Raw genomic sequence first — 21,116 nt, forward strand, 5'->3', positions numbered from 1 at the left:
CCGTGCCCTTACGCGCGCTGCGCGTAGTTGGTTTCAACCCACTTGCGGTATTCACCCGACGCCACTTCGTCGGACCACTCCTGATTGTCCAGATACCACTGAACCGTTTTGGCGAGGCCTGTCTCGAACGTTTCCGCCGGCTTCCAGCCGAGTTCGCGCTCGAGCTTGCGGGCGTCGATCGCATAACGGCGGTCGTGGCCGGGACGATCCTTCACATAGGTGATCTGGTCGCGATACGAGCCGCCCGCCTTCGGACGCAGTCGATCGAGCAGGTCGCACAACGTGTGCACCACGTCGAGATTCTTCTTCTCGTTCCAGCCGCCGATGTTGTACGTCTCCCCCGGCGTGCCGCGCGCGAGCACTTCGCGGATCGCGCTGCAATGGTCGCCGACGTACAGCCAGTCGCGCACGTTCTGGCCGTCGCCGTACACCGGCAGGGGCTTGCCGCCGAGCGCGTTGGCGATCATCAGCGGGATCAGCTTCTCGGGGAACTGGTACGGACCGTAGTTGTTCGAGCAGTTCGTGGTGAGCACCGGCAGACCATACGTGTGATGGTAGGCGCGCACCAGATGGTCGGAACCGGCCTTGGTCGCCGAGTACGGGCTATTCGGCGCGTACGGCGTGGTTTCGGAGAATTGCGGATCGGTGGCGGAGAGCGAGCCGAACACTTCGTCGGTGGAGACGTGCAGGAAACGGAAGGCGGCCTTCTCATCGCCGGCCAGCGTGTTCCAGTAGCTGCGGGCGGCTTCGAGCAACGTGAACGTGCCGACCACGTTGGTCTGCACGAAATCAGCGGGGCCGTGAATCGAACGGTCCACGTGGCTTTCGGCGGCGAAGTGCAGCACGGCACGCGGCTTGTGTTCGGCAAGGAGCGCGTCGAGCGCGGCGCGATCGCAGATGTCCGCGCGCACGAAGACATGTTTGGGATTGCCCTGTTGCGACTTGAGCGTACCCAGATTGCCGGCGTAGGTCAGCTTGTCCACATTCAGCACCGCTTCGTCCGACGCGTTGAGCCAGTCGAGCACGAAATTGGCGCCGATAAAGCCGGCACCGCCCGTTACCAGGATCATGAAATTCCCTTCTAGATGTTAGTGGCAGGTCGGAATCGGTTCGCCGGCCTGCCACACCTCGCAGTGTGGTGTCCGATTCTCGTGACGCCCGCGCCGCCTTGCTGCACGGCGAGCAGGCGTTCAGACGCCAATCTTATGAAGCCCCGATTATAAAGCCGCTCGGGGCAAAAACTAGCGCCCTAACAACTTGAAACAGCTTGACAGGTTTGGTTTCGGATGATCTGGAGTGCGACTATTTCGGCGTAAGGTCGTGCCGAGTGCCGTGGAGCGCCGCGAGACAGCCGCAGCGTCCGGGGGAGACAGCGTGCGGAATATGCGGTGAGAGCAAGTCAGTGTGTGCGCATGGCGTGCGCCGGGTGGACACCGCGTTCAGCGCGTGCGCGCGAATGGCAACGGACTGGCGCGAATGCCGCCGCTCAAGCCGCTCAAGCCGCTTAAGCCGCTTAAGCGGCCAGCATCCAGCGCAGCGTATCCATGAACGGAATCGCCTCGACCTTCGGCACCAGCGAGCGCAGCTTGGCCGGCGAACCCGCCAGCATTTTCACGTCGGTTTGTCGCACGAACGCGGGATTGACCCGCACCTCGAGTTCGTGCCCGGTGAGATCGCTCGCCGCCGACAGAATGTCGCGTAGCGTATAAGGCGTGCCCGTGCAGACATTGACCGTTTCGGCAGCGGCCTCGGAATCGAGCAAGGCTTCATAAGCGCTTGCCACATAGCGCACGTCCGAGAAATCGCGTGCAACGTCGATATTGCCGAGTTCGATCGACGGTTCACGCCGCGCGAAGTGCTCGACGATCTTCGGCACGAGGAAGTTCGACGCCTGCCCGCGACCGGTATAGTTGAACGGCCGCACGATCAGGATCGGCAGCCGGTCGAACCACGTCCGCACCATTGTTTCCATTGCCGCCTTGCTGGCGGCATAGTGGTTGACGGGCGTGACCGGAAAGCTCTCGTCGATGGCGTCGCTCGTCACATTGCCATATACGTTCGCGCTGCTCGCGATCAGCAGCTTGCGCGGCGTATGACCGACGGCCGAGCAGGCCTCGAGCAGATTGAGCGTGCCGATTACATTGACGCGGTAAAAGTCGAGCGGATCGTTATGACCCACGAAGCTGATCGCGGCGAGGTGCACGATGTAGTCGGGCCGCGCCGTTTCGATCACGCGCCGGCACGCATCCGGCGACGTGATGTCGAGACGCAGGCGCGTGGGCGTTTCCGGCTCGTCGCACCCGGCGATCGTTTCGATCACCGTATGCCCGCGGCCGAGCAGATTGTCGACCAGATAACGGCCAGTGAAGCCGCTCGCCCCGGTGACGAGCGTGCGGATGGGTTGCTTCGCATGAGAGGTCGACATGCTTTCTCCGTTCACGAGGTCATCCTGTTGTGCCGCAATATCGCGTGGGCGCCAGCGCTGTGCCCTTCCGGCTGCGCCTGACGGCGCATGGCGCGATGCCCGCGCTTCAAACGGGCTATTATGTCACGCTACGATGTTGCACTGCCCACCGCGCCACGTCGCATGCGTAACCGCATGTATCAAACTGCACCGAATCCCTCGATGACACCCTTGAGCACTTCCAGCGCCCGCTCCGCTTCCCAGCCGCACCCGCCACCGCTCGCCTTCGGCGACCTGCAAGGCTGCCGCACACCGTTCCAGCGGCTGTTGGCCAAGGCCGCGCCGCCGGCGGGCACGCCGCTGTGGTTCGCCGGCGACCTGATCAATCGTGGGACGGAATCGCTCGCCACGCTGCGCGACGTCATTGCGATGGGTGATCTCGCCGTGCCGGTGCTGGGCAATCACGATCTGCATTTGCTGTCGGTGTCGGCGGGAATTCGCAAGTCGAGGAAAGGCGACACGATCGACGAAATCCTCGCCGCGCCGGACGCCCCCGAGCTGCTCGAATGGATTCGCCACCGTCCGCTCGCGCACTTCGACAACGGCATGCTGATGGTGCACGCGGGCGTCCTGCCGCAGTGGGACGCGGACCTCACGATGGAACTCGCCGATGAATTGCAGCGCGCGCTGCGCGCGCCGAGCTGGAAGGAAACGCTCGCCGGTTTGTACGGCAACGAGCCGAACCGCTGGACGCCCAACCTGAAAGGCATCGACCGCTTGCGGCTGACGTGCAGCGCGTTGACACGCATCCGTTTCTGCACCGCCGATGGCGCGATGGATTTCAGCACGAGCGGCGGCCTGAACGCCGCGCCGCCGGGTTGCATGCCGTGGTTCGACGTGCCGTCGCGCAAAACCGCGGACGTCACCGTGGTGTTCGGCCATTGGGCCGCGGTCGGCTTGACCTTGCGCGACAACCTGATCGGACTCGACTCCGGCTGCGTATGGGGCGAAAAGCTGTCGGCCGTGCGACTTGCGCCCAATCCCGCCGAGCGCACGCTGACGCAAGTCGATTGCGAGCCCTGTCGCGAGGCTGGCAGCGGTAATTGAGCCGGTCGTGCCTGGCAAGAACCGCCGGCTCATCGCGGCGCAACGCGGTCCGTCTGTCGGCTGAACCGACTGACCGTTACGCCGAGCGGCCCTGCTGGTCGATTGGCTCTTCGACCAGCGCATGCGCCGCGGCAGGCGTTGCGGCTTCCTCGGCACACACGGCACCGGCGCTCGCCGTGCCGCTTTGCATTTCCCGCAACGCAGCCGCAATGACCGCTTCCGCTTCGGCCGCCAGCGTGCGCCGGTCGGCGCCCGGCGCCAGCGGCGCACCCACATACACATGCGCGGTCAAGGGTCCGCCGCGCAACAGCAGGTTCAGCGAATCCGCCAGCGACAGATCGTCGATATAGGCGGGCGCGGTGGATTGCCGGCCCTGCGCGTCCTCGTACATGATGCACAGCGGCTGCACCGGCGCCGAGGCCGATACCGCCGCCTGAAACATGTTCGCGTGAAACGGCAGCAGCGCGAGTCCATTGGACGTCGTGCCTTCGGGGAACACGCACATCAGTTCACCGGCGCTCAAGCGGTCGGCGAGCTCATGCATGATCCGCTTCGCGTCGCTGCGCTTCTCGCGCTGGATGAACACCGTGTCCAATTGCTGCGCGAGCCAGCCCACCAGCGGCCAATTGCGAATCTCCGCCTTGGACACGAACGGCGTGGGCCGCCACGCATTGATCACGTAGATGTCGATCCACGAGATGTGATTGGCGACCACCAGCGCGCCGCAGTCGAGGCGCGCACCGTCGTTATGCACGACGAGCCGCATGCCGCACAAACGCAGCATTTTCAGCGACCATGCGCGATTGAGCGCATGACGCCGGTCCGGGCCGGCTTTAGGAAAGCGCGTCGCGACGATCCACATGCCGTGCAGCAGATGCGCGATGAGACGGGCCTTGCGTAACGCGAGCTTCATGTCGGAGCTTTCCGTAACGGGCAATGCCGCGGATGTTAGCGCTGTTCGAACGCGATGCGGCCGGACACGATGGTCGCCCGCACGCGCGCCGGCAGTTCATAGCCGAGGAACGGCGTGTTGTGCCCCTGGCTCTTCAGCGCGCGCGGTTCCACGAGCCAGTGCGCGTGGCGGTCGAACACGCACAGGTCCGCCGCGCCGCCCACGGCGATGCGGCCCGCGGCTTCCAGGTTCAGCACATCGGCCGGCGCCGCGGTGATGCGGTTGAACGCCTTCGCGAGCGGCAAGCCCGCTTCGTCGGCCCATTTCACCGTCAGCGACAGCAATAGTTCGAGACCCGTCGCGCCCGGCGTGGCTTCGGCGAACGGCAACAGCTTTTCGTCGTCGTCCACCGGGGTGTGGTCGGAGCAGATCGCGTCGATCGTGCCGTCGACGAGTCCCGCGCGGATCGCGTCGCGATCGCGTTGCTGGCGCAGCGGCGGATCGAGCCGGTACTGGGCGTCGAAATAGCCGATGTCGAGGTCGATCAGATGCACGTGGTTCACGGTGACGTCGCATGACACCGGCAAGCCCTCGGCCTTGGCGGCGCGTACCAGCGCAATGCCCGCCGCCGACGACACATGCGACAGATGCACCCGCGCGCCGGTCACGCGCACGAGTTCGAAAATGGTGTGCAGCGCGATGGTTTCCGCCGACACCGGCACGCCCGAGAGCCCGAGGCGCGACGCCAACGCGCCGCTCGCGGCCACGCCGCCCTTGCCGAGATAGGCATCCACGGGACGCAGCCATACGGTGTAGCCGTAGGTCCTCGCGTATTGCAGCGCGCGCATCAGCACCTGCGTGTCGACCACCGGCACGTCGGCCTGCGAAAAGCCGATGCAGCCCGCTTCCGTCAGTTCGACCATCTCGGTGATCACCTGGCCCTTGAGACCGACGGTCAATGCGCCAAGCGGATAGACGTGCGCCTGATCGAGATTGCGCGCGCGAAACTTGAGCATCTCGACGAGGCCTGGTTCATCGAGCGTCGGATCGGTGTCCGGCAGGCACACGAGACTGGTCACGCCGCCCGCGAGCGCCGCGGCCATTTCCGATTCGAGCGTGGCCTTGTGCTCATAGCCCGGCTCGCGCAAGCGCGCGGCAAGGTCGACCAGACCAGGCGCGATCCAAAGGCCCTTTGCGTCGATGGTTTTCTCGGCCTGGAAATCGGCAGGCGCGTTGCCGATCGCGGCGATCTTGCCCGCCGCGATAAAAATGTCTTGCTGCTGTTCGGTGCCCGCTGCCGGATCGATCAGCGTGCCGCCTTGAATATGAATCTTCATGCGCTGCCTTGTGTTCAGTGTTCAGCCAGGTTTCGCGTGACGTGCCGCGGGTTCGCACGCTGCCGTGCCGTCGTGTCGACGGCGCGCCGTGACACCCGTTGCGTGACCGCGCTCGAAACCGGCAAGTTCAATCGTGATTGCCCGCGACGATGCCCATCACCGCCATGCGCACCGCGATGCCGAACGTCACTTGATTCAGGATCACCGACTGCGGACCGTCGGCCACCTGCGAATCGATTTCGACGCCGCGATTCATCGGGCCGGGGTGCATCACGATCGCATCGGGCTTCGCGAGCGCGAGGCGCTCCGGCGTCAAGCCCCAGCTCTTGAAATACTCCTGCGCCGAGGGCAGCAGCGCGCCGCTCATCCGCTCGTTTTGCAGACGCAGCATGATGATGACGTCGACGTCCTTCAAGCCTTCGTCGAGATTGTGGAACACGCGCACGCCCATCTGTTCGAGCCCGCCCGGCAACAGCGTGCGCGGACCGATCGCGCGCACTTCCGGCACGCCGAGGGTGGTCAACGCATGAATGTCGGAGCGCGCGACCCGCGAATGCAGAATGTCGCCGACGATCGCCACCCGCAGATTGGTGAAGTCCTTCTTGTAGTGGCGGATCGTGTACATGTCGAGCAGTCCTTGCGTGGGGTGCGCGTGACGGCCGTCGCCGGCATTGATCACGTGCACGTGCGGCGCGCAATGCTGGGCGATCAGATACGGCGCGCCGCTCGATGCGTGACGCACGACGAACATATCGGCATGCATCGCCGAGAGGTTGTTGATCGTGTCGAGCAGCGATTCGCCCTTGCTCGTGGACGACGCGTTGATGTTCAGATTCAGCACGTCCGCCGACAACCGCGTGGCGGCGATTTCGAACGTGGTGCGGGTGCGCGTGGAGTTCTCGAAGAACAGATTGAACACCGACTTGCCGCGCAGGAGCGGCACCTTTTTCACTTCGCGATCGGTCACGCTGACGAACTGCTCGGCGGTATCGAGAATGTGATTGACGATCGCCTTCGGCAAGCCCTCGATCGACAACAGATGTTTGAGCTCGCCGTTTTTCGTGAGCTGCGGGTTGCCCTTCAGGAAGCCATGACGGAAGCGCTCGGTGGCGCTATCGGCTGGATCCTTCGGAGCCTGAGTGGCGGTGTTCATGGGTGTACCTGCTTCAAATACGGGCTTCAACGTGATCGATGTCGATGCGGACTGCTTGCGTGGTTTTCGGCTACGCCGGCCCTTCGCGCGAAACGCGGTGCGCCCGCGGGTAGTCAATGACGGTTTCGCGCAGCGTGCAAAGCCGCGTTCAGTCGACGCGTGCCTCGGTGTGAAAAGTGAAACGCTGCTGCCCCGCCGCGCCGCCCTCTTCGCGAGCCAGCACGAGCGTCGCGTCGGCGGGCACGTTCACCGTGCCGCCGACAAAGCGCGCCGCCACCGGCAACTCGCGTCCGCCGCGATCGGCCAGCACCGCCAGTTCGACCGACGCCGGACGGCCATAGTCGTATAGCTCGTTCAGCGCGGCGCGAATGGTGCGGCCGGTGTAGAGCACGTCGTCCACCAGCACGATGCGGGACTGGTCGACCGGGAACGGCAGCGAGGTCGGGCTCGCCTGCGAGTGCAGGCCTTTTTTCGCGTAGTCGTCGCGATGCAGCGCGACGTTTACCACGCCGAAGCTCGGCAGGTTCAGATCGCGCGCGAGCCGCTCGGCGAGCCATGCGCCGCCGCTATAGATGCCGGCCAGCACGGCGCCTTGCGCACCGTCTTGCCCCGCGCCGAGCTGCTCGCCATATACGGCGCGAATCTGCTCGAGCAACGCGCGATAAAGCGCTTCGGCGTCAATGGAACTCATGATCGTCGGAAAGTCCGTCTAGATATTGCTGGAGGATGATGCTGGCGGCTTCGGCGTCGAGCATGTCGGCGCGGCCGTTGCCGGCGCGGATTCCCGCCTTCGCCTCGACCGACGAATAGCGCTCGTCGACCCACGTCACCGGCAGGTTGAAGCGACCGTTAAGCTGATTGCCGAAGCGCTTCGCAAGCTGGGTCATTTCATGGGGCGTGCCGTCGGGATGCATCGGCAAGCCGACCACCAACGCGTTGGGCTTCCACTCGGCGATCAACTTGCCGACCGCCTCGAACCGGTATTCGCGGCTGCGGTTCCGCACGATCACGAGCGGCCGCGCGTGGCGCGTCAGCGAATTGCCGACCGCCACGCCGATGCGTTTTTCACCATAGTCGAACGCAAGCAGCGTCGCCTCACGTCCGGCCGGCAGGTTCATGCGTGGCCCGCCTCGCCCGACAGCATGGACAGCGAAATGCCCAGCAGCGCGAGCGCGGCTTCGAGCCGCTCTTCGGCGGGCACGTCGAAGACGATTTTCGGGTCGGCTTCCACTGTGAGCCAGCCGTTCTTCGAAATTTCTTCCTCGAGCTGGCCCGCGCCCCAGCCGGCGTGGCCGAGCGTGAGCAGGAAACGTTCCGGACCGGTGCCGCTCGCGACGGCTTCGAGCACGTCTTTCGATGTGGTCATCTCGAGCCCGCCCGGCACCGACATCGACGACGTGTACACGTTGCCGTCTTTCGGATCGTGCAGCACGAAGCCGCGCTCCGTTTGCACCGGACCGCCGAAATACACGGGCACGTGAAGAAGGGGTTCGATCTCGAGCTTGAGATCGATGCGACTGAAGAGCGCTTCGAGGTCGATATCGGTCGGCCGGTTGATCACGAGGCCGAGCGCGCCGCGCTCACTGTGATCGCAAAGGTAGACCACCGTTCCCGAAAACGTCGGATCGGCCATGTTCGGCATGGCGATCAGGAACTGGTTGGTCAGATTGATGCGATCGTTACTCTTGGACATAGTTCGGATTTTAGCAAAGACGATGCAGTGTGGCGGGCTTTGAGCATGGGACCGCGATGTGCGCGATGCAGTGCGCCGCGAGCCATCGACGGCCAGTCAAGTTCCACTCTATCACGCACGCGAGCCCTGGCCACGGTGCAGGTTAGCGGTTTGCGGCACGCATTTCATGTGCCTCCCGGTTCGATCATTGCTTCCTTCGTTGTTCGCTCTCCTGCCGGCGGCGACGCTCGCCACGGACACGGCCGGCCACGCATGCCCGTCAGGCGTCGCCCTCCTCGATCGAGCGCGTCAACGCGGCCAGCGTGGCGCCGCCGGCCGGTGGAGCGACGCCGGCCGCCACCTTGTGCAGCATCGCGCGCAACGCTTCGGCGGTCCGCTCCAGTGTGCTCGCCGCCGGCGCGCCGACGATCACGTGCTCGCGCACTGCCGGGGTCGAGACGCCCGCGTGCGCGCGGCGGCGCCAGGCGAGCCCCAGCGCGTCGGCAAGCAGCGCCACATGGCCCAAGCCGAGCGCGCAGGCGGCGGCGCCGAGCCGGTAGGCGGCGTCGCCCGCTTGCAGCGCTTCGCTCGGATCGGCTTTCTCGGGCTGGTCCGCCGCGCGGGCGTGCTCGGTCAATGCCGAAATCGCGGCATCCGCCGTCTGAAGAAAGTCTTCATAGGCGTGCGCGTTGACCGTGAGCACGCCCAATTCGCGTGTCAGCGCGGAACGGCTGGCGCTGATCGTTTGCGCTTGCACAGCGCCTGCCTCCCACAGCATTTCGGATGCCAGCGTTCCCGCGACGTGCCAATCGACCGTCAAGCCGTAGTCGTGCAGCACCTCGACCTGGTCGGCGTCTTCGGCTGCGGCGCCGAACAATGCATAGTCGCGCCACAGCAGCGCCAGCGTCGCGCGCACCAGTGAGCGCGGCGCTCGCTGGATACCGCGTGCATGGTCGGCCAGCGCGAGATTGCAGCGAGCGTAGAAACGCCGCGCGTCGGTTTCCCCGGTGGCGCGGCCGCCCGCGCGCAACGCTTTGGTGCAGGCCTTGGCGAGACGCCAGAAGTCGTAGGGGTCCGGGCCGGCGAGTTCGGCGAGCACGGCGTCCAGTTCGTCGAGCGCCGCGTGGGTGGCGGCCCGCGCGGCCGCGCTGCCGGTGTCCGGCTGGGAGCGCAGTACCGGCAGCAGCGCGCGTTCGTAGCGGGCGCGCAAATGGGCCAGCCGGTCGGCGGCCTGGGCGTGAAACGACACCGGCGGCACGGGTCGCGCGCTGAGCGCGAGGTCCTCGAAAGCGATGGTGAAGCCGGGCGCATGATCGGCCAAATGCGAGCAGAGGGCCCGATAGCGCTCGAACAGCGTGGGCGAGCACGCCAGTTCGCGCAGATTGTGCCGTTCGAGCGCCGTGCGGAAATCACGCAGCGCCGCGCCGAACACGGGCCGCGTGCTGTCCGCCTCGGCCGGATCGGCCGCCGCCAACGGCGAGAGCCGCACCAGGGCGTCCGCGAAACGCTGCGCGCTCAACCAGCCGGCGACGCGCAACGCATGAGACGCACGCACCAGCGCGGCGGTGCTCTCGCCGCGCTGTTCGAATGCGAGGAGCGCTTCGGCCAATGCAAGCTCCGCGGAACGGACGGCGCCGCCGCGCGGATTCGGCAAGGCATCGAAGGAATCAGGTGCGGCGGATCGGAGAGTCATGAGCAGGCGAGAGGAAGCTGACGGGCCGCCGCTTCGCGCCGCGCGCAGACTGATCGGCTAACGCGCGAACCGGCGACAGGACAATGACAGATTACCGCTGCGGCGCGGCGCAATCGAGAACGTTCGGTGTCGCCACGGCGGACAGTGCGCCGGCGTGCAACCGGCGCATTCGATGCGGCGCACGCCGTTTTGCAAAGGCAACGCCGCGCCGGCATTCGCCGGTATGCCCGCGTTCAGATCTGGACCATCTCGAAGTCTTCCTTGCGCGCTCCACACTCCGGGCAGGTCCAGTTAATGGGGACGTCCTCCCAGCGGGTGCCCGGCGCAATGCCTTCCTCCGGCAAACCGGCTTCTTCGTCGTAAATCCAGCCGCAAATCAGGCACATCCAGCTTTGATATTCCATTCTTGTGTCGCGTCGTAGAGTCCGTGGAAATGGGAGCCATGATGGTACCGTGTTGCCGCCCCAATGCCTAGCAATCACAAGCGCGCGATCGCAGTCCGCAGCGGCCGCTGGCTATGCCGGTTGCGTCGCCGCAGGCGGTCGCTCGGGCACCGTGCGGCCTTGCGCGCGCCGCTCGTTCCCGGCATTGCGCCCAGGAATGCGAAAAAACGCCCTCGCGACAGTTTAGGCCGCATAATTGAGTCGATTGCGCACTCTCTGCGCCTAAATACCGCTCCTTTTGTCAATTTCATGCCCAGCGATACGCCTCCGATCGTCCTCACCTTCGGCCTCTCCGACCCCACCGGCGGCTCCGGCCTGCAAGCCGACCTGATGACGCTTGCAAGCATGGGCTGCCACGGCGTCACCGTGCTCACGGGCTATACCGTGCGCGACTCGGCCAGCTGCGACGAAGTCAACGGGCTCGACCCCGAAGTGGTCGCCACCCAGGCGCGGATGCTACTCGAAGACATGCCGATCGCCGCGTTCAAGGTCGGCGCGTGCACCCGCGCCGAAGTGGTCAGCGCCATCGCCGAAGTGGTCGCCGATTACGACGACATTCCGCTGATTCTCGCCCCCGACTTCACGCTCGACGACGAACACGTGCTCGCCGCCGACGAACTGCGCGAAGCGATCGCCGATCTGCTGGCGCCGCAAACCACCTTGCTGGTCGCCGATTCCACCACGCTGCTCGCCCTCGCCCAGCCGGACGGCGACGCCGAGGCGCCGAGCCTCGACGCCGCGATTTCGCATCTGCTATCGCAAGGCTGCGAATATATTCTGTCGACGGAAACCGGCACCCACCGGCTCGTCAATACGCTGTTCAGCGAAGACGGCCAGTTGCGTCAGGACATGTGGGACCGCGGCAGCCATCGGATCATGGGGCTGACCGATACGTTGGGAGCCGCCATCGCCGCGCTGTTGGCCAACGGCCAGGAACCGGCCGAGGCCGTGCGTGAGGCGCAGGAATATCTGTATCAGGCCATGCGCAGCGCATTCCGGCCGGGCATGGGCGCCTATATGCCGGACCGTTTTTTCTGGGCGCGCAGCAGCGACGACGAAACGCCGCCCGCGGCCGGCAAGGACGCGGCGCCAGGAGAAGCGCGGCATTGAAATGCGTGGGGCGTTGATAAAAAGCGCGGGCGCGGCGCAGTTGGCCTCGCTGTTGGTCCCGAGCTACTGACGGTCAAAAAACCCGCCTCCGTGCGGGTTTTCTCTTGAGGCACCTTCTGCTCTTGCATAAGCAGCACATGTGATTTCGCATAATTACATGGCCGTCGGTAAACGAATCGCCGCTTGAACGACGCAACGAGGCGTTGTATTGCGCAATCAAACGTTACAACCAGCGTAGTTTTGATCACGCTACACTTACAACTCGCAAATCCGTCACCTAACCCCATGTCTTTGCCCGTCTTTTTCTTTCCTCTACCGAACGGCGGGGGATCGCCTGCCATTCCCTTTTTCGATTTGAATAAAGGCAAAGGTCGATTCCTCCACTTCGAATGCGATCGACAAGGGCGGAAAAGCTGCCGCGCAAGGCGTCGAGCAACGCGTATTGGCGGCGGCCAGCACGCATATCGCATTCACAGAAGCCCGATGAGCACCGCCAATTACCACATTGTCCTGCCGCTCGTTTTCGAAACAAACAGGACCAGCGGTTCACAAAAAAGCGCAAGCCGTTTGAGCGGAGAGGCCAAAACGGAATTCGTTGAAGACAATAGCTTCGATTACGAACTCTTTGTTCATGCCAACTCGGAAATCGAAAAACGTGCACTCGAATCGGGCAGCAATTTCTCGAAAGATCGGCAATGGGTCCAGCGTGTTGTCGCTCGAATAAATGAACCCGAAAATTCGCCGGAGCGCCTGAGCAACGCGGGAATCCGGCGCCAACGATGGCACCACGCCTGAGCGCCAGGGGAGCATGACAATGGGAAAGTCTCACGCTTTCGTGCAACGTTGCCACGGTGCGATTACCGCTGAGGACAGAATCCGGATGTTCCGCCAAAGGCCGGTCACCATCTGGCTCACCGGTCTTTCAGGTGCAGGCAAGTCGACCATCGCGTTCGCGCTCGAACAACAGCTCGTGTCACTCGGGCATGCGTGCTATGTGCTCGACGGCGACAATATCCGTCACGGCTTGGCGCGCGACCTCAGCTTCCAAAAGGAAGATCGGCGCGAAAACATTCGCAGAGTCGCACACGTCGCACAGTTGATGAACGACGCCGGTCTCATTGTCATCACGGCGCTCATTTCTCCCATGCGTGAAGACCGGGCCATGGCGCGCGAGATCATTGGGGCGGGCACATTCATCGAGACCCACCTGTCCGCGCCTGTTGACACGTGCGCTCGCCGTGATCCGAAAGGCCTCTATGCGAAAGCCAGGGCGGGAGAGATTCCTTCGTTTACCGGTGTATCGGCACCCTATGAAGCCCCGGTCGAGCCCGAGTTGCGGATCGATACCGCAACGTTGACGCCGGATCAAAGCGTGGCGAAGATATTCGACTATTTGCGCGAGAACGCTCTCGCCCTGAAGCTCGCCCGCGAAGCGGCCTCGTGATACCGGAAGTGCCCGCGCGCGCGCCGCCCGCTCCCAAGAAAAAACCCGCAAAGCTAAATGCCTTGCGGGTTTTTCGTTGGAAAGCACGCCTCGCGGCGCGCTTTCCCATGCATTCCCAAGCGAGCCTCGTAACGAGGCCCCACGCGGAATTACATGTCCATGCCCATGCCGCCCATGCCGCCCGGCATTCCGCCGCCGCCCATCGGAGCGTCTTCCTTCGGCAGTTCGCACACAGCTGCGTCGGTCGTCAGCAGGAGACCTGCAACCGATGCTGCGTTTTGCAGCGCGGTGCGGGTGACCTTCGTCGGGTCCACGACACCTGCGTCAACCAGGTCGACGTACTCGCCGGTTGCCGCGTTGTAGCCGTAGTTGCCCTTACCGGCAGCAACAGCCGCCACCACGACGCTGGCTTCTTCGCCGCCGTTCGTGACGATCTGGCGCAGCGGCTCTTCCATCGCGCGCAGCACGATCTTGATACCTGCGTCCTGATCGGCGTTGGCGCCCTTCAAACCTGCGATTGCCGTGCGTGCGCGGATCAGCGCGACGCCGCCGCCGGCCACGATGCCTTCTTCCACAGCTGCGCGCGTTGCGTGCAGTGCGTCTTCGACACGCGCCTTCTTTTCCTTCATTTCGACTTCGGTCGCAGCGCCAACCTTGATCACTGCAACGCCGCCTGCCAGCTTGGCAACGCGTTCCTGCAGCTTTTCACGGTCGTAGTCCGACGTAGCTTCTTCGATTTGCGTGCGAACCTGCTTCACGCGTGCTTCGATGTTTGCAGCTTCGCCAGCGCCGTCGATGATCGTGGTGTTTTCCTTGCCCACTTCGATACGCTTTGCTTGACCCAGTTCGGCCAGCGTTGCCTTTTCGAGCGTGAGGCCGGTTTCTTCCGCGATGACTTGGCCGCCAGTCAGGATCGCGATGTCTTCCAGCATGGCCTTACGGCGATCGCCGAAGCCCGGAGCCTTCACGGCAACCGTCTTCAGGATGCCGCGGATGTTGTTCACCACCAGCGTGGCCAGCGCTTCGCCTTCGACGTCTTCAGCGATGATCAGCAGCGGACGGCCTGCCTTTGCGACTTGTTCCAGCACCGGCAGCAGATCGCGGATGTTCGAAACCTTCTTGTCGTGCAACAGCACGAACGGGTTTTCGAGCACGGCAACTTGCTTGTCCGGGTTGTTGATGAAGTAGGGCGACAGGTAGCCACGGTCGAATTGCATACCTTCGACGACGTCCAGTTCGTCTTGCAACGACTTGCCGTCTTCAACGGTGATGACGCCTTCCTTGCCGACCTTGTCCATCGCTTCAGCGATACGGTCGCCGATCGACGAATCGCTGTTCGCCGAGATCGCGCCAACCTGAGCGATTTCCTTGTTCGTCGTGCACGGCTTGCTGATCTTGCGCAGTTCTTCGATCGCGGCGGTCACGGCCTTGTCGATACCGCGCTTCAAGTCCATCGGATTCATGCCCGATGCGACGTACTTCATGCCTTCGCGGACGATCGACTGAGCCAGAACCGTTGCGGTCGTGGTGCCGTCACCGGCGTTGTCGCTGGTCTTGGAAGCGACTTCCTTGACCATTTGCGCGCCCATGTTCTGGAGCTTGTCTTTCAGTTCGATCTCTTTCGCGACCGAAACGCCATCTTTCGTGACCGTCGGGCCGCCGAAGCTGCGCTCGAGGACAACGTTGCGGCCCTTCGGACCCAGCGTGACCTTCACAGCGTTCGCGAGGATGTTCACGCCTTCAACCATCTTGGCACGGGCGGAATCACCGAATACGACGTCTTTAGCTGCCATCTTCTAACTCCTTGAATTCTTGGGATATAACCGGGGAAGTAGCGGCTTGCGCTTACTTCTGCACCACGGCCATGATGTCTTCTTCGCGCATGACGAGCAGTTCGTTGCCGTCGACCTTGACGGTCTGGCCTGCGTACTTGCCGAACAGAACGCGGTCACCCACCTTCACGTCGAGCGCGATGGGTGCGCCCTTGTCGTCACGCTTGCCCGGGCCGACTGCCAGGATTTCGCCTTGATCCGGCTTTTCCGCTGCGGCTTCGGGGATCACGATGCCCGACGCGGTCTTGGTTTCTTGATCCAGACGTTTGACGATCACGCGATCATGCAAAGGACGAAGGTTCATACATACTCCTCTCTTGATTGAGACTGAAGAACGCTGAGAAAACCCGGCTGGCCGAGCCAACCGGCGATGTTGTTAGCACTCTCGTGCAGCGAGTGCTAATTATATGGACGGGTGGTGACAAATTCAAGAAGGGATGCGGCGATTGTCGAGGTCCGCTTGCCTTTGAGCTTTGTTCGCTTCACTTCGAACCTTGCATTGCGGCAAAAATTGGCGTCTCATTCGAGTAATCCTCTTTCGCGACAAGCACTTAGATTGCCGGGCATCGCCAAGTGTCATCGGTTCGGGCGCAGGCTGCCATTTGGAAATCAGCGCGCAGCAATTCGATGCGCGAGCATTCTGGCAGGGAAAACCCTAGGCGACCGGTAGCAAGAAGTATTTGTCAGCCTTTGAAGCAACCGCAGGGCGTGCTGATCATGTGTTTTGCTGCAAGCTCGATATTGGTTTTCTAAGGTCTTTTACCATAGCCTCCAGATCGGCAACCCGGGCGCTGTTGCCCTCGTTCTGAATAGCGGCGTGACGCTGATTCGTCGACCGTTCGACGTAGAAGTGATGCGCAAGAACGTGCGGGGCACCGAACCGTACTTCTATCGCACGCCCGGTCCGTCCGGACGGCGTTCATCCAATCAGCGCAGAGTGGCGTCATGCGGCTCAACACCTACCGCCGTCACCCGCACTGCCTTTGTCGCAGTTGCGTCGTCCAAAGGTGAGATTTTGCATGAGTGGTGGCGCACACAATCTGGCATTCCGCTGACGTGCTTTGCCTTGTCATTGTGTGAGCTTGATCGGCTGACATCCGATCCGGCAAATCGAACTCGTGATCGACTTTCATTGCAGGACGGCCTGACCTGGCTCGCAAATCGCCGCGAATTCGATATCGCATTGCATGACGAATTCAGTCGCGCCATGCGTCGCGTGAATGCTCTTGCACCGATCATGCTGGACGTCGATTGCTTCGAGCAATACTACACATCCAGGGACACGCAGCAGCCGATGACGGTCTGTGCTCATTAGAGATTTGACGGCCCGACGTTCTGAAGAGCTGACCGCACACTATGTGGGAGAGGAGATTGCAGCACTTCTTCCGTATGCCGATGTAGCCCATGCCGTAGTAATCGCGGACGCTATCCGCAACGCTATCCGTAGCCTGAAAATTGAACATTCGGGCAACCGAACTGGCTTCGTCACAATAAGCGCAGGTGTTGACGAGCGAATGCCGATACGAAGCGTGGGCGAGCCCATGGAGCTAATACTCGCTGCCGACAAGGCATTGGATAAGGCAAAGTGCAAAGAACAAAATCGAGCGCTCGGCGCCAACGGTGACTTCCGTCATCGATTACTGCCTTACATCGTCACCGAGCGCATCGAGTGCAGAGCGTTCAATCCATTGCCACGCTGGCTTCATCCATGCCCGACGCCAAGCAGCCGCCGCGCTAGCGCCGCGCCGCCTTCGCGCATCACTGCGTCGTGGTTCCATTGGAAAACCGGTCGCAATAGCGGCGCCAATGCATTCATCCATGCGCGGTTCGTACGGACGCACCAGTCATAGCGGACCACGGTAAGGTTGCGTCCGTCAGTCGAAAAGCTCCAACGGCCGACGCCTTCGACGTCGCCACTGGCTTCCCCTTCCAGCGCTACCAACGGTTCGACGCGCGTCACTCGCATGTCGAACACGAGACGATAAGGCAACCGGCCTTTCCACGTATAGCGTTGTACGGCGCCCACGCCCTGCTCGGAACCGGCCTTTAGCTGGTCCACGCGCTCGACGTTAATCCACCACTCCGGCCAGCGCGCCGAATCCTGAATTGCCGCCCAAACTTCCTGCACTGGCGCATCGATGCGCCAAATGGTGGAAAAGCGGTATTCGACCGTCCGCACTCGACCTCCATTTTTTGATGTTCTTGCAGAGATTTTGTCAGATGCTCATTGCACTTTCCATTAGCCGCGAAACGACACCGCTTTTCAATCCTCATCTCGTCAAGCCTGCTGCGACAGAATGCAGGATAGTTGAAGGCGGGCGAATGTGCATGAGAGCCGATGGCGAGAGCTTCAATCCCGGCACAAGCACGATCCATTAAGATCATCTCTTGCAGCCTTGAGGCGGCCGTGACGGTAGACGACGCATGTGGCGCTTCCTCCGCAGTTGTTGTTGGCAATAGCGGCCAGATCCACCGCCGCTACTTTCGATCTGCTCGCTCAAACGTCAAAAGCGAAGTCTTTGATCACGACGACAGAGTTGAGACAGCAACGGCGAAAGGCGAGGTACAACTACATGATTGGATGTATCTCCGCCCGCGGAGTTGTCAGCAACGCATTCATGTTCGGCCGTCGCCGGCGAATATGCTGTCTGCGATACCCGAAAATCCAACCCAATGGCGATGGCAACTCGGGGCCTGCGCCATCACTGGGCCGATCGTTCAAATGGTGATACAAGACGTTGCTCATGCTTGTCGCGAACTAGGGGAGCTCGGCAATCCAACACGTCTGGAGACCCTGCGCCACAAAAGAAGAGCACCGTTCACCCGTTGCTGCTGAGGTAATGGTTCGCTTGCTGCGATTGGCGCGCAATATTTTTCCAGCGCAAACCATCGACGTTGCGCACAAACAGCAGCGCAATAGTGATTTGAGCATCGCCGTGACGTCGCCGCGTCCGCCGAGACATACATTGCCAAAATCGGCTCGAGACAATGAGCGTAGTCGTGTCACGCCCATGTCGAGACTCGAGCGTCCAACGAACACCGTACCGCGCCTATGCAGAACCGTCCGGGTTTCCCGCCGAGATCGATCAATTCGATTCCGATTATTGATCTGATAAAATAAAACCGATATACTGACGCTTATTTATATTAATAATATAAAACTCCATAGCTTCAAATTATTAGTCCGTCAAGTCCAGACTAACGCGTAAAAAAATAAAAATACTCATTTTCCCGCACAAACAATGTACCGATTTCTTATTTCCGCGAGACGCGGAACATTCGAAGTAAATATCAAGCGACCGGTTTCGATCCGTCCTTATCAGCAATATTTCCAATCTCGTTACAGAAGTGAAACGTTTATAATTCTTCTGCCAAAACCTTCTGCAAGTAATACCTTGAAGCCCAAAGGATCAGCAATATTTACCGATCCCTGTTGGATACCGTCGGATAGACGTCCCGTGCAGCACTGACTAATGGAAGCGGAGCTTCAAACATCCGCGGCCATGCGCGCCGCAGATGCTGCGCTGCCGCAATCCGGCGCGGGCTGGCCCAAGGCTATTTGGTTCGCACCGAGGCGTTATGCATGAAAGCTTGGGGAAAAGAGATCTGTCATCTTTTAGTTATCCTCAATTTTTGAAGTTGAAGCATCGAGTCGAAGAGTCTGTTTTTACATCTACAAGCATGCTAAGAATCTAGCGTAAGTCTTACACGCTGGTCCCTCGCATGCATAAACTTCATGCGTTGGCCTTTGGCCTCGCGTGTGAGGGACGAGTCGTCGACCTAGCTGAGAGGTCGACTGAGTCGTGTCGCAGGTCGAGTGCATACGGGAGAATCTCGCCCGATCGTGTACTCCGGCCTAGTGGTGCAATCCAAAGCTTTAATCATTAATAGCACTTCGCTATATGGATCATATGCAAGCGTCTATTAAGTACTACGAAATATGTACCTGCCGACTACTTTCAAGTCAACAGGTTTAGAACACTGCCCTACCGGCAGCAGTCGATACACGTTCGTCTAACGGTATCTGCGAGCGCATATCGGCACATCGGAAGCGTCAGCTTCTTCAGCAATGAACGCGGTCAACGCGTTCCCTTGTTTCGCCTCTTCGCTAGAAATAGCGCCATGTCTAACTTTGGAATGTAACGGAATGAGACATCTCAAATACCTGCTTTTTTTCCTTTTTTCACTCGCCTTTTTGCCTGCGGCGTACGCGCAGAACAACCCGTCGAGTGTCGTCGTGAACGGCACTACGTGGAACAAGTGTGCAGACGAGCACGGTACCTGCTCGTTCTCCGGCACGCAGAACGTACTGTATGGCGCATGGCCCCCGAGCGCACCCTCGGCTAAGTACGCGGTGAACGGCACCTATACCGGCAAGGTGCCCTGTGACAATAGCGCCATGGCCGATCCTGCGGTTGGCTATCTGAAAGCGTGCTATATCAAGGCTACGTCTACCTCTACATCGACGTCCACGCAATTTACTCCGCCGGCGCTCGTGAACCCGGTGAATCCGATGGCCTATGGCGCGAAGTGCGACGGTGTAACGAATGACACGGCCGCATTCCAGAAGGCGATCAATGCTGGCGACGTGTTGGTTCCGTCCGGAACGTGCGTCATCAATGGCACTCTCAATGTGAGAGCGAGCAACCGACACATTCAGTGCCAACAGACCGTGCTCAAGCGCACCACCGGCTACGCCAACCAGATGTTCGTCATCGGCGACTACAACAACTACTATCACGACGACAGTATCGTTAACTGTAATTTCGTGGGCGCCAACACCGTGGTGCCGCAGTATTACAACAACGACGCACGGCATTGGGACATTCCGGTTGAAACCGTTGGTCCGGTCAGCAACTTCTTCCTGGCAGGCAACAGCTTCAAGCAGTTCTTCGGCCAGTCGATGTTCCAGACCTACGGCTCAACCAACGGCGGAAGCGGCGACAAGATCATCTACAACACCTTCGCAAGCTGCGGCTACTATGGACCGGTGTTCGTTGCTCATACGAACGGCTACATCGGACACAACACCGTGACCGACTGCGCTGTGGGTATCGAGAACGACAACACCACGCAACAAACCGGCCATAACGTGATCGAGTACAACACCATTAAGGCTGTCTATGGCTATGGTGCGCCTGACATGTCTTCCTCGGTGATGCTGACCGGCGGTGTCGCTGCAAGTGCCGACTACTCAACCAACATCGTGCGCAACAACACGGTGTCGGGCACGAGCAACGCGCAAGGCTTCCGCGGCGCTAACATCCCGAGCCGAACCATCATTGGTAGGAACTGGGGCGTAAAAGCCGCGCAGTACTCAAACAACACCTGCGTTTCGGGATGCCTGGTTACGCAGTAATCATGCGGCAGTAAAGAAGAAAGCAGAGTCGGACTATCGTGCGCGATTGGCTCGACTCTGCTGCTCTCAGGGCATCGATTTGCAATCGCATGCCCGCGCATGACCCTCTATTTGCGCCCACAGGTACTCGACAGGATTGACTTGCTGAGAACTGCAACCATGACGCGATCGAAGTGCACCCAAAGCACGTTGAAACCCGCCGTAACGTTGCCAGTCACTTCATGCACGGCATGATCGTCAGTGTCCTGTTGGGCGCAGCCAATCTCTCCGCTTCGTCCCCGCGCAATGCGGCGCGACCACCGGCATGCGATGTGCCGTGTCCAGGCTGCGCGATATCCTGAACGTCCCTGCCAGCCCATCAAGTCGATGGCTACACCTTCCCCTGCATCGCAAGATCGTCAAACCGCACTATTGCGCGCGCGTTCAGCCAAGGGACAGATCCTGCGTCAGCATATCCTGACAAAAGATTCAGCGGACGCTGCGTTGAGTCGTGTCCAAACCCTGACTGCAAAAAACAATATGGCATGGGTCAATCACTATCAGGCGGGAACTTCGCATCGTCCTGCCGCACCTATCCGGTTTCAGCCGGCGACAGAGCAGCCCAGACCTCTGGCAGGTTTGTCACCGCTATTTCCGCAGACAATACGCGTCGTCACCGCTTGTGCCCGTC

General features: G+C 61.4%; 19 protein-coding genes and 1 pseudogene. 7 read left to right on the plus strand and 13 right to left on the minus strand.

Annotated elements, in window-relative coordinates; all coding sequences use genetic code 11:
- Window positions 1-8: 8 nt before the first annotated feature.
- Window positions 9-1,070, minus strand: a complete 1,062-nt coding sequence (rfbB, locus tag ACTJLC_RS04035; protein ID WP_114161957.1) for a dTDP-glucose 4,6-dehydratase — start codon at window positions 1,068-1,070, stop codon at window positions 9-11.
- 443 nt (window positions 1,071-1,513) lie between these two features.
- Window positions 1,514-2,425 (minus strand): GDP-mannose 4,6-dehydratase, encoded by a 912-nt coding sequence (locus ACTJLC_RS04040; protein WP_440843284.1) that lies wholly within the window; start codon window positions 2,423-2,425, stop codon window positions 1,514-1,516.
- A gap of 201 nt (window positions 2,426-2,626) precedes the next feature.
- On the opposite strand from ACTJLC_RS04040, the gene ACTJLC_RS04045 reads away from it, so the two are divergent.
- Window positions 2,627-3,511 (plus strand): symmetrical bis(5'-nucleosyl)-tetraphosphatase, encoded by an 885-nt coding sequence (locus ACTJLC_RS04045; protein WP_310130320.1) that lies wholly within the window; start codon window positions 2,627-2,629, stop codon window positions 3,509-3,511.
- A gap of 76 nt (window positions 3,512-3,587) precedes the next feature.
- On the opposite strand, the gene ACTJLC_RS04050 is transcribed toward ACTJLC_RS04045, so the two are convergent.
- From ACTJLC_RS04050 to ACTJLC_RS04085, 8 genes are all read right to left on the minus strand, one after another.
- A complete protein-coding gene (locus ACTJLC_RS04050; protein WP_114161955.1) occupies window positions 3,588-4,424 on the minus strand; it encodes a lysophospholipid acyltransferase family protein in 837 nt (278 codons plus the stop codon).
- A 35-nt stretch (window positions 4,425-4,459) separates the two neighbouring features.
- On the minus strand, window positions 4,460-5,740 hold the full coding sequence (locus tag ACTJLC_RS04055; RefSeq protein ID WP_310130324.1) for a dihydroorotase: 1,281 nt from the start codon (window positions 5,738-5,740) through the stop codon (window positions 4,460-4,462).
- 127 nt (window positions 5,741-5,867) lie between these two features.
- Window positions 5,868-6,893, minus strand: coding sequence for an aspartate carbamoyltransferase catalytic subunit (locus ACTJLC_RS04060; RefSeq protein ID WP_073431382.1), 1,026 nt, complete (start codon window positions 6,891-6,893; stop codon window positions 5,868-5,870).
- 148 nt (window positions 6,894-7,041) lie between these two features.
- A complete protein-coding gene (gene pyrR, locus ACTJLC_RS04065; RefSeq protein ID WP_083085711.1) occupies window positions 7,042-7,584 on the minus strand; it encodes a bifunctional pyr operon transcriptional regulator/uracil phosphoribosyltransferase PyrR in 543 nt (180 codons plus the stop codon).
- Window positions 7,571-8,011, minus strand: coding sequence for a Holliday junction resolvase RuvX (ruvX, locus tag ACTJLC_RS04070; protein WP_440843285.1), 441 nt, complete (start codon window positions 8,009-8,011; stop codon window positions 7,571-7,573). Before ruvX ends, pyrR begins: the two co-directional genes overlap by 14 nt.
- A complete protein-coding gene (locus ACTJLC_RS04075) occupies window positions 8,008-8,586 on the minus strand; it encodes a YqgE/AlgH family protein (protein ID WP_073431379.1) in 579 nt (192 codons plus the stop codon). Before ACTJLC_RS04075 ends, ruvX begins: the two co-directional genes overlap by 4 nt.
- Before the next feature lie 259 nt (window positions 8,587-8,845).
- Complete coding sequence (locus tag ACTJLC_RS04080) at window positions 8,846-10,258, minus strand: hypothetical protein (RefSeq protein ID WP_244744546.1); 1,413 nt, start codon at window positions 10,256-10,258, stop codon at window positions 8,846-8,848.
- A 233-nt stretch (window positions 10,259-10,491) separates the two neighbouring features.
- Window positions 10,492-10,662 (minus strand): rubredoxin, encoded by a 171-nt coding sequence (locus ACTJLC_RS04085; protein ID WP_007178992.1) that lies wholly within the window; start codon window positions 10,660-10,662, stop codon window positions 10,492-10,494.
- A gap of 288 nt (window positions 10,663-10,950) precedes the next feature.
- Between ACTJLC_RS04085 and ACTJLC_RS04090 the strand changes: the two genes are divergently transcribed.
- From ACTJLC_RS04090 to cysC, 3 genes are all read left to right on the plus strand, one after another.
- Window positions 10,951-11,811 carry a hydroxymethylpyrimidine/phosphomethylpyrimidine kinase gene (locus tag ACTJLC_RS04090; RefSeq protein ID WP_073431377.1) on the plus strand — a complete coding sequence of 287 codons (861 nt, stop codon included), beginning with the start codon at window positions 10,951-10,953 and terminating at the stop codon, window positions 11,809-11,811.
- Between the two features lie 483 nt (window positions 11,812-12,294).
- Window positions 12,295-12,606, plus strand: a complete 312-nt coding sequence (locus tag ACTJLC_RS04095) for a hypothetical protein (protein ID WP_114161951.1) — start codon at window positions 12,295-12,297, stop codon at window positions 12,604-12,606.
- A gap of 19 nt (window positions 12,607-12,625) precedes the next feature.
- Window positions 12,626-13,255 (plus strand): adenylyl-sulfate kinase, encoded by a 630-nt coding sequence (gene cysC / locus ACTJLC_RS04100; protein WP_310130332.1) that lies wholly within the window; start codon window positions 12,626-12,628, stop codon window positions 13,253-13,255.
- A 149-nt stretch (window positions 13,256-13,404) separates the two neighbouring features.
- Here cysC and groL read toward each other — a convergent pair whose 3' ends face one another.
- Together groL and ACTJLC_RS04110 are read right to left on the minus strand one after the other, a co-directional pair.
- The gene (gene groL / locus ACTJLC_RS04105) at window positions 13,405-15,048 is read right to left on the minus strand and encodes a chaperonin GroEL (RefSeq protein ID WP_073431375.1); all 1,644 of its coding nucleotides are present in this window, start codon (window positions 15,046-15,048) and stop codon (window positions 13,405-13,407) included.
- A 52-nt stretch (window positions 15,049-15,100) separates the two neighbouring features.
- Entirely contained in the window at window positions 15,101-15,391 is a 291-nt protein-coding gene (locus ACTJLC_RS04110) for a co-chaperone GroES (RefSeq protein WP_094778151.1), read from the minus strand.
- A 513-nt stretch (window positions 15,392-15,904) separates the two neighbouring features.
- Between ACTJLC_RS04110 and ACTJLC_RS04115 the strand changes: the two genes are divergently transcribed.
- Both ACTJLC_RS04115 and ACTJLC_RS04120 read left to right on the plus strand, forming a co-directional pair.
- The gene (locus ACTJLC_RS04115; RefSeq protein ID WP_310118888.1) at window positions 15,905-16,402 is read left to right on the plus strand and encodes a diguanylate cyclase domain-containing protein; all 498 of its coding nucleotides are present in this window, start codon (window positions 15,905-15,907) and stop codon (window positions 16,400-16,402) included.
- Window positions 16,392-16,682 (plus strand): annotated as a pseudogene (locus ACTJLC_RS04120) (diguanylate cyclase); the annotation flags it as partial. The gene ACTJLC_RS04115 and the pseudogene ACTJLC_RS04120, both read left to right, overlap by 11 nt.
- A 107-nt stretch (window positions 16,683-16,789) precedes the next feature.
- Here ACTJLC_RS04120 and ACTJLC_RS04125 read toward each other — a convergent pair.
- Entirely contained in the window at window positions 16,790-17,266 is a 477-nt protein-coding gene (locus ACTJLC_RS04125; protein ID WP_310130337.1) for an SRPBCC family protein, read from the minus strand.
- Window positions 17,267-19,234: 1,968 nt separating this feature from the next.
- Between ACTJLC_RS04125 and ACTJLC_RS04130 the strand changes: the two genes are divergently transcribed.
- Window positions 19,235-20,446 (plus strand): hypothetical protein, encoded by a 1,212-nt coding sequence (locus ACTJLC_RS04130; protein ID WP_083085703.1) that lies wholly within the window; start codon window positions 19,235-19,237, stop codon window positions 20,444-20,446.
- Window positions 20,447-21,116 lie beyond the last annotated feature (670 nt).

It is taken from the genome of Paraburkholderia sp. 22099 (genome assembly GCF_052045835.1).
GTDB classification, from domain to species: Bacteria; Pseudomonadota; Gammaproteobacteria; order Burkholderiales; family Burkholderiaceae; genus Paraburkholderia; species Paraburkholderia terricola.

Bases quoted from the DNA above. Each gene is read 5' to 3' on its own strand.
- rfbB (WP_114161957.1), bottom strand. From the start codon at position 1,070: ATGATCCTGGTAACGGGCGGTGCCGGCTTTATCGGCGCCAATTTCGTG.
- ACTJLC_RS04040 (WP_440843284.1), bottom strand. From the start codon at position 2,425: ATGTCGACCTCTCATGCGAAGCAACCCATCCGCACGCTCGTCACCGGG.
- ACTJLC_RS04045 (WP_310130320.1), top strand. From the start codon at position 2,627: ATGACACCCTTGAGCACTTCCAGCGCCCGCTCCGCTTCCCAGCCGCAC.
- ACTJLC_RS04050 (WP_114161955.1), bottom strand. From the start codon at position 4,424: ATGAAGCTCGCGTTACGCAAGGCCCGTCTCATCGCGCATCTGCTGCAC.
- ACTJLC_RS04055 (WP_310130324.1), bottom strand. From the start codon at position 5,740: ATGAAGATTCATATTCAAGGCGGCACGCTGATCGATCCGGCAGCGGGC.
- ACTJLC_RS04060 (WP_073431382.1), bottom strand. From the start codon at position 6,893: ATGAACACCGCCACTCAGGCTCCGAAGGATCCAGCCGATAGCGCCACC.
- pyrR (WP_083085711.1), bottom strand. From the start codon at position 7,584: ATGAGTTCCATTGACGCCGAAGCGCTTTATCGCGCGTTGCTCGAGCAG.
- ruvX (WP_440843285.1), bottom strand. From the start codon at position 8,011: ATGAACCTGCCGGCCGGACGTGAGGCGACGCTGCTTGCGTTCGACTAT.
- ACTJLC_RS04075 (WP_073431379.1), bottom strand. From the start codon at position 8,586: ATGTCCAAGAGTAACGATCGCATCAATCTGACCAACCAGTTCCTGATC.
- ACTJLC_RS04080 (WP_244744546.1), bottom strand. From the start codon at position 10,258: ATGACTCTCCGATCCGCCGCACCTGATTCCTTCGATGCCTTGCCGAAT.
- ACTJLC_RS04085 (WP_007178992.1), bottom strand. From the start codon at position 10,662: ATGGAATATCAAAGCTGGATGTGCCTGATTTGCGGCTGGATTTACGAC.
- ACTJLC_RS04090 (WP_073431377.1), top strand. From the start codon at position 10,951: ATGCCCAGCGATACGCCTCCGATCGTCCTCACCTTCGGCCTCTCCGAC.
- ACTJLC_RS04095 (WP_114161951.1), top strand. From the start codon at position 12,295: ATGAGCACCGCCAATTACCACATTGTCCTGCCGCTCGTTTTCGAAACA.
- cysC (WP_310130332.1), top strand. From the start codon at position 12,626: ATGGGAAAGTCTCACGCTTTCGTGCAACGTTGCCACGGTGCGATTACC.
- groL (WP_073431375.1), bottom strand. From the start codon at position 15,048: ATGGCAGCTAAAGACGTCGTATTCGGTGATTCCGCCCGTGCCAAGATG.
- ACTJLC_RS04110 (WP_094778151.1), bottom strand. From the start codon at position 15,391: ATGAACCTTCGTCCTTTGCATGATCGCGTGATCGTCAAACGTCTGGAT.
- ACTJLC_RS04130 (WP_083085703.1), top strand. From the start codon at position 19,235: ATGAGACATCTCAAATACCTGCTTTTTTTCCTTTTTTCACTCGCCTTT.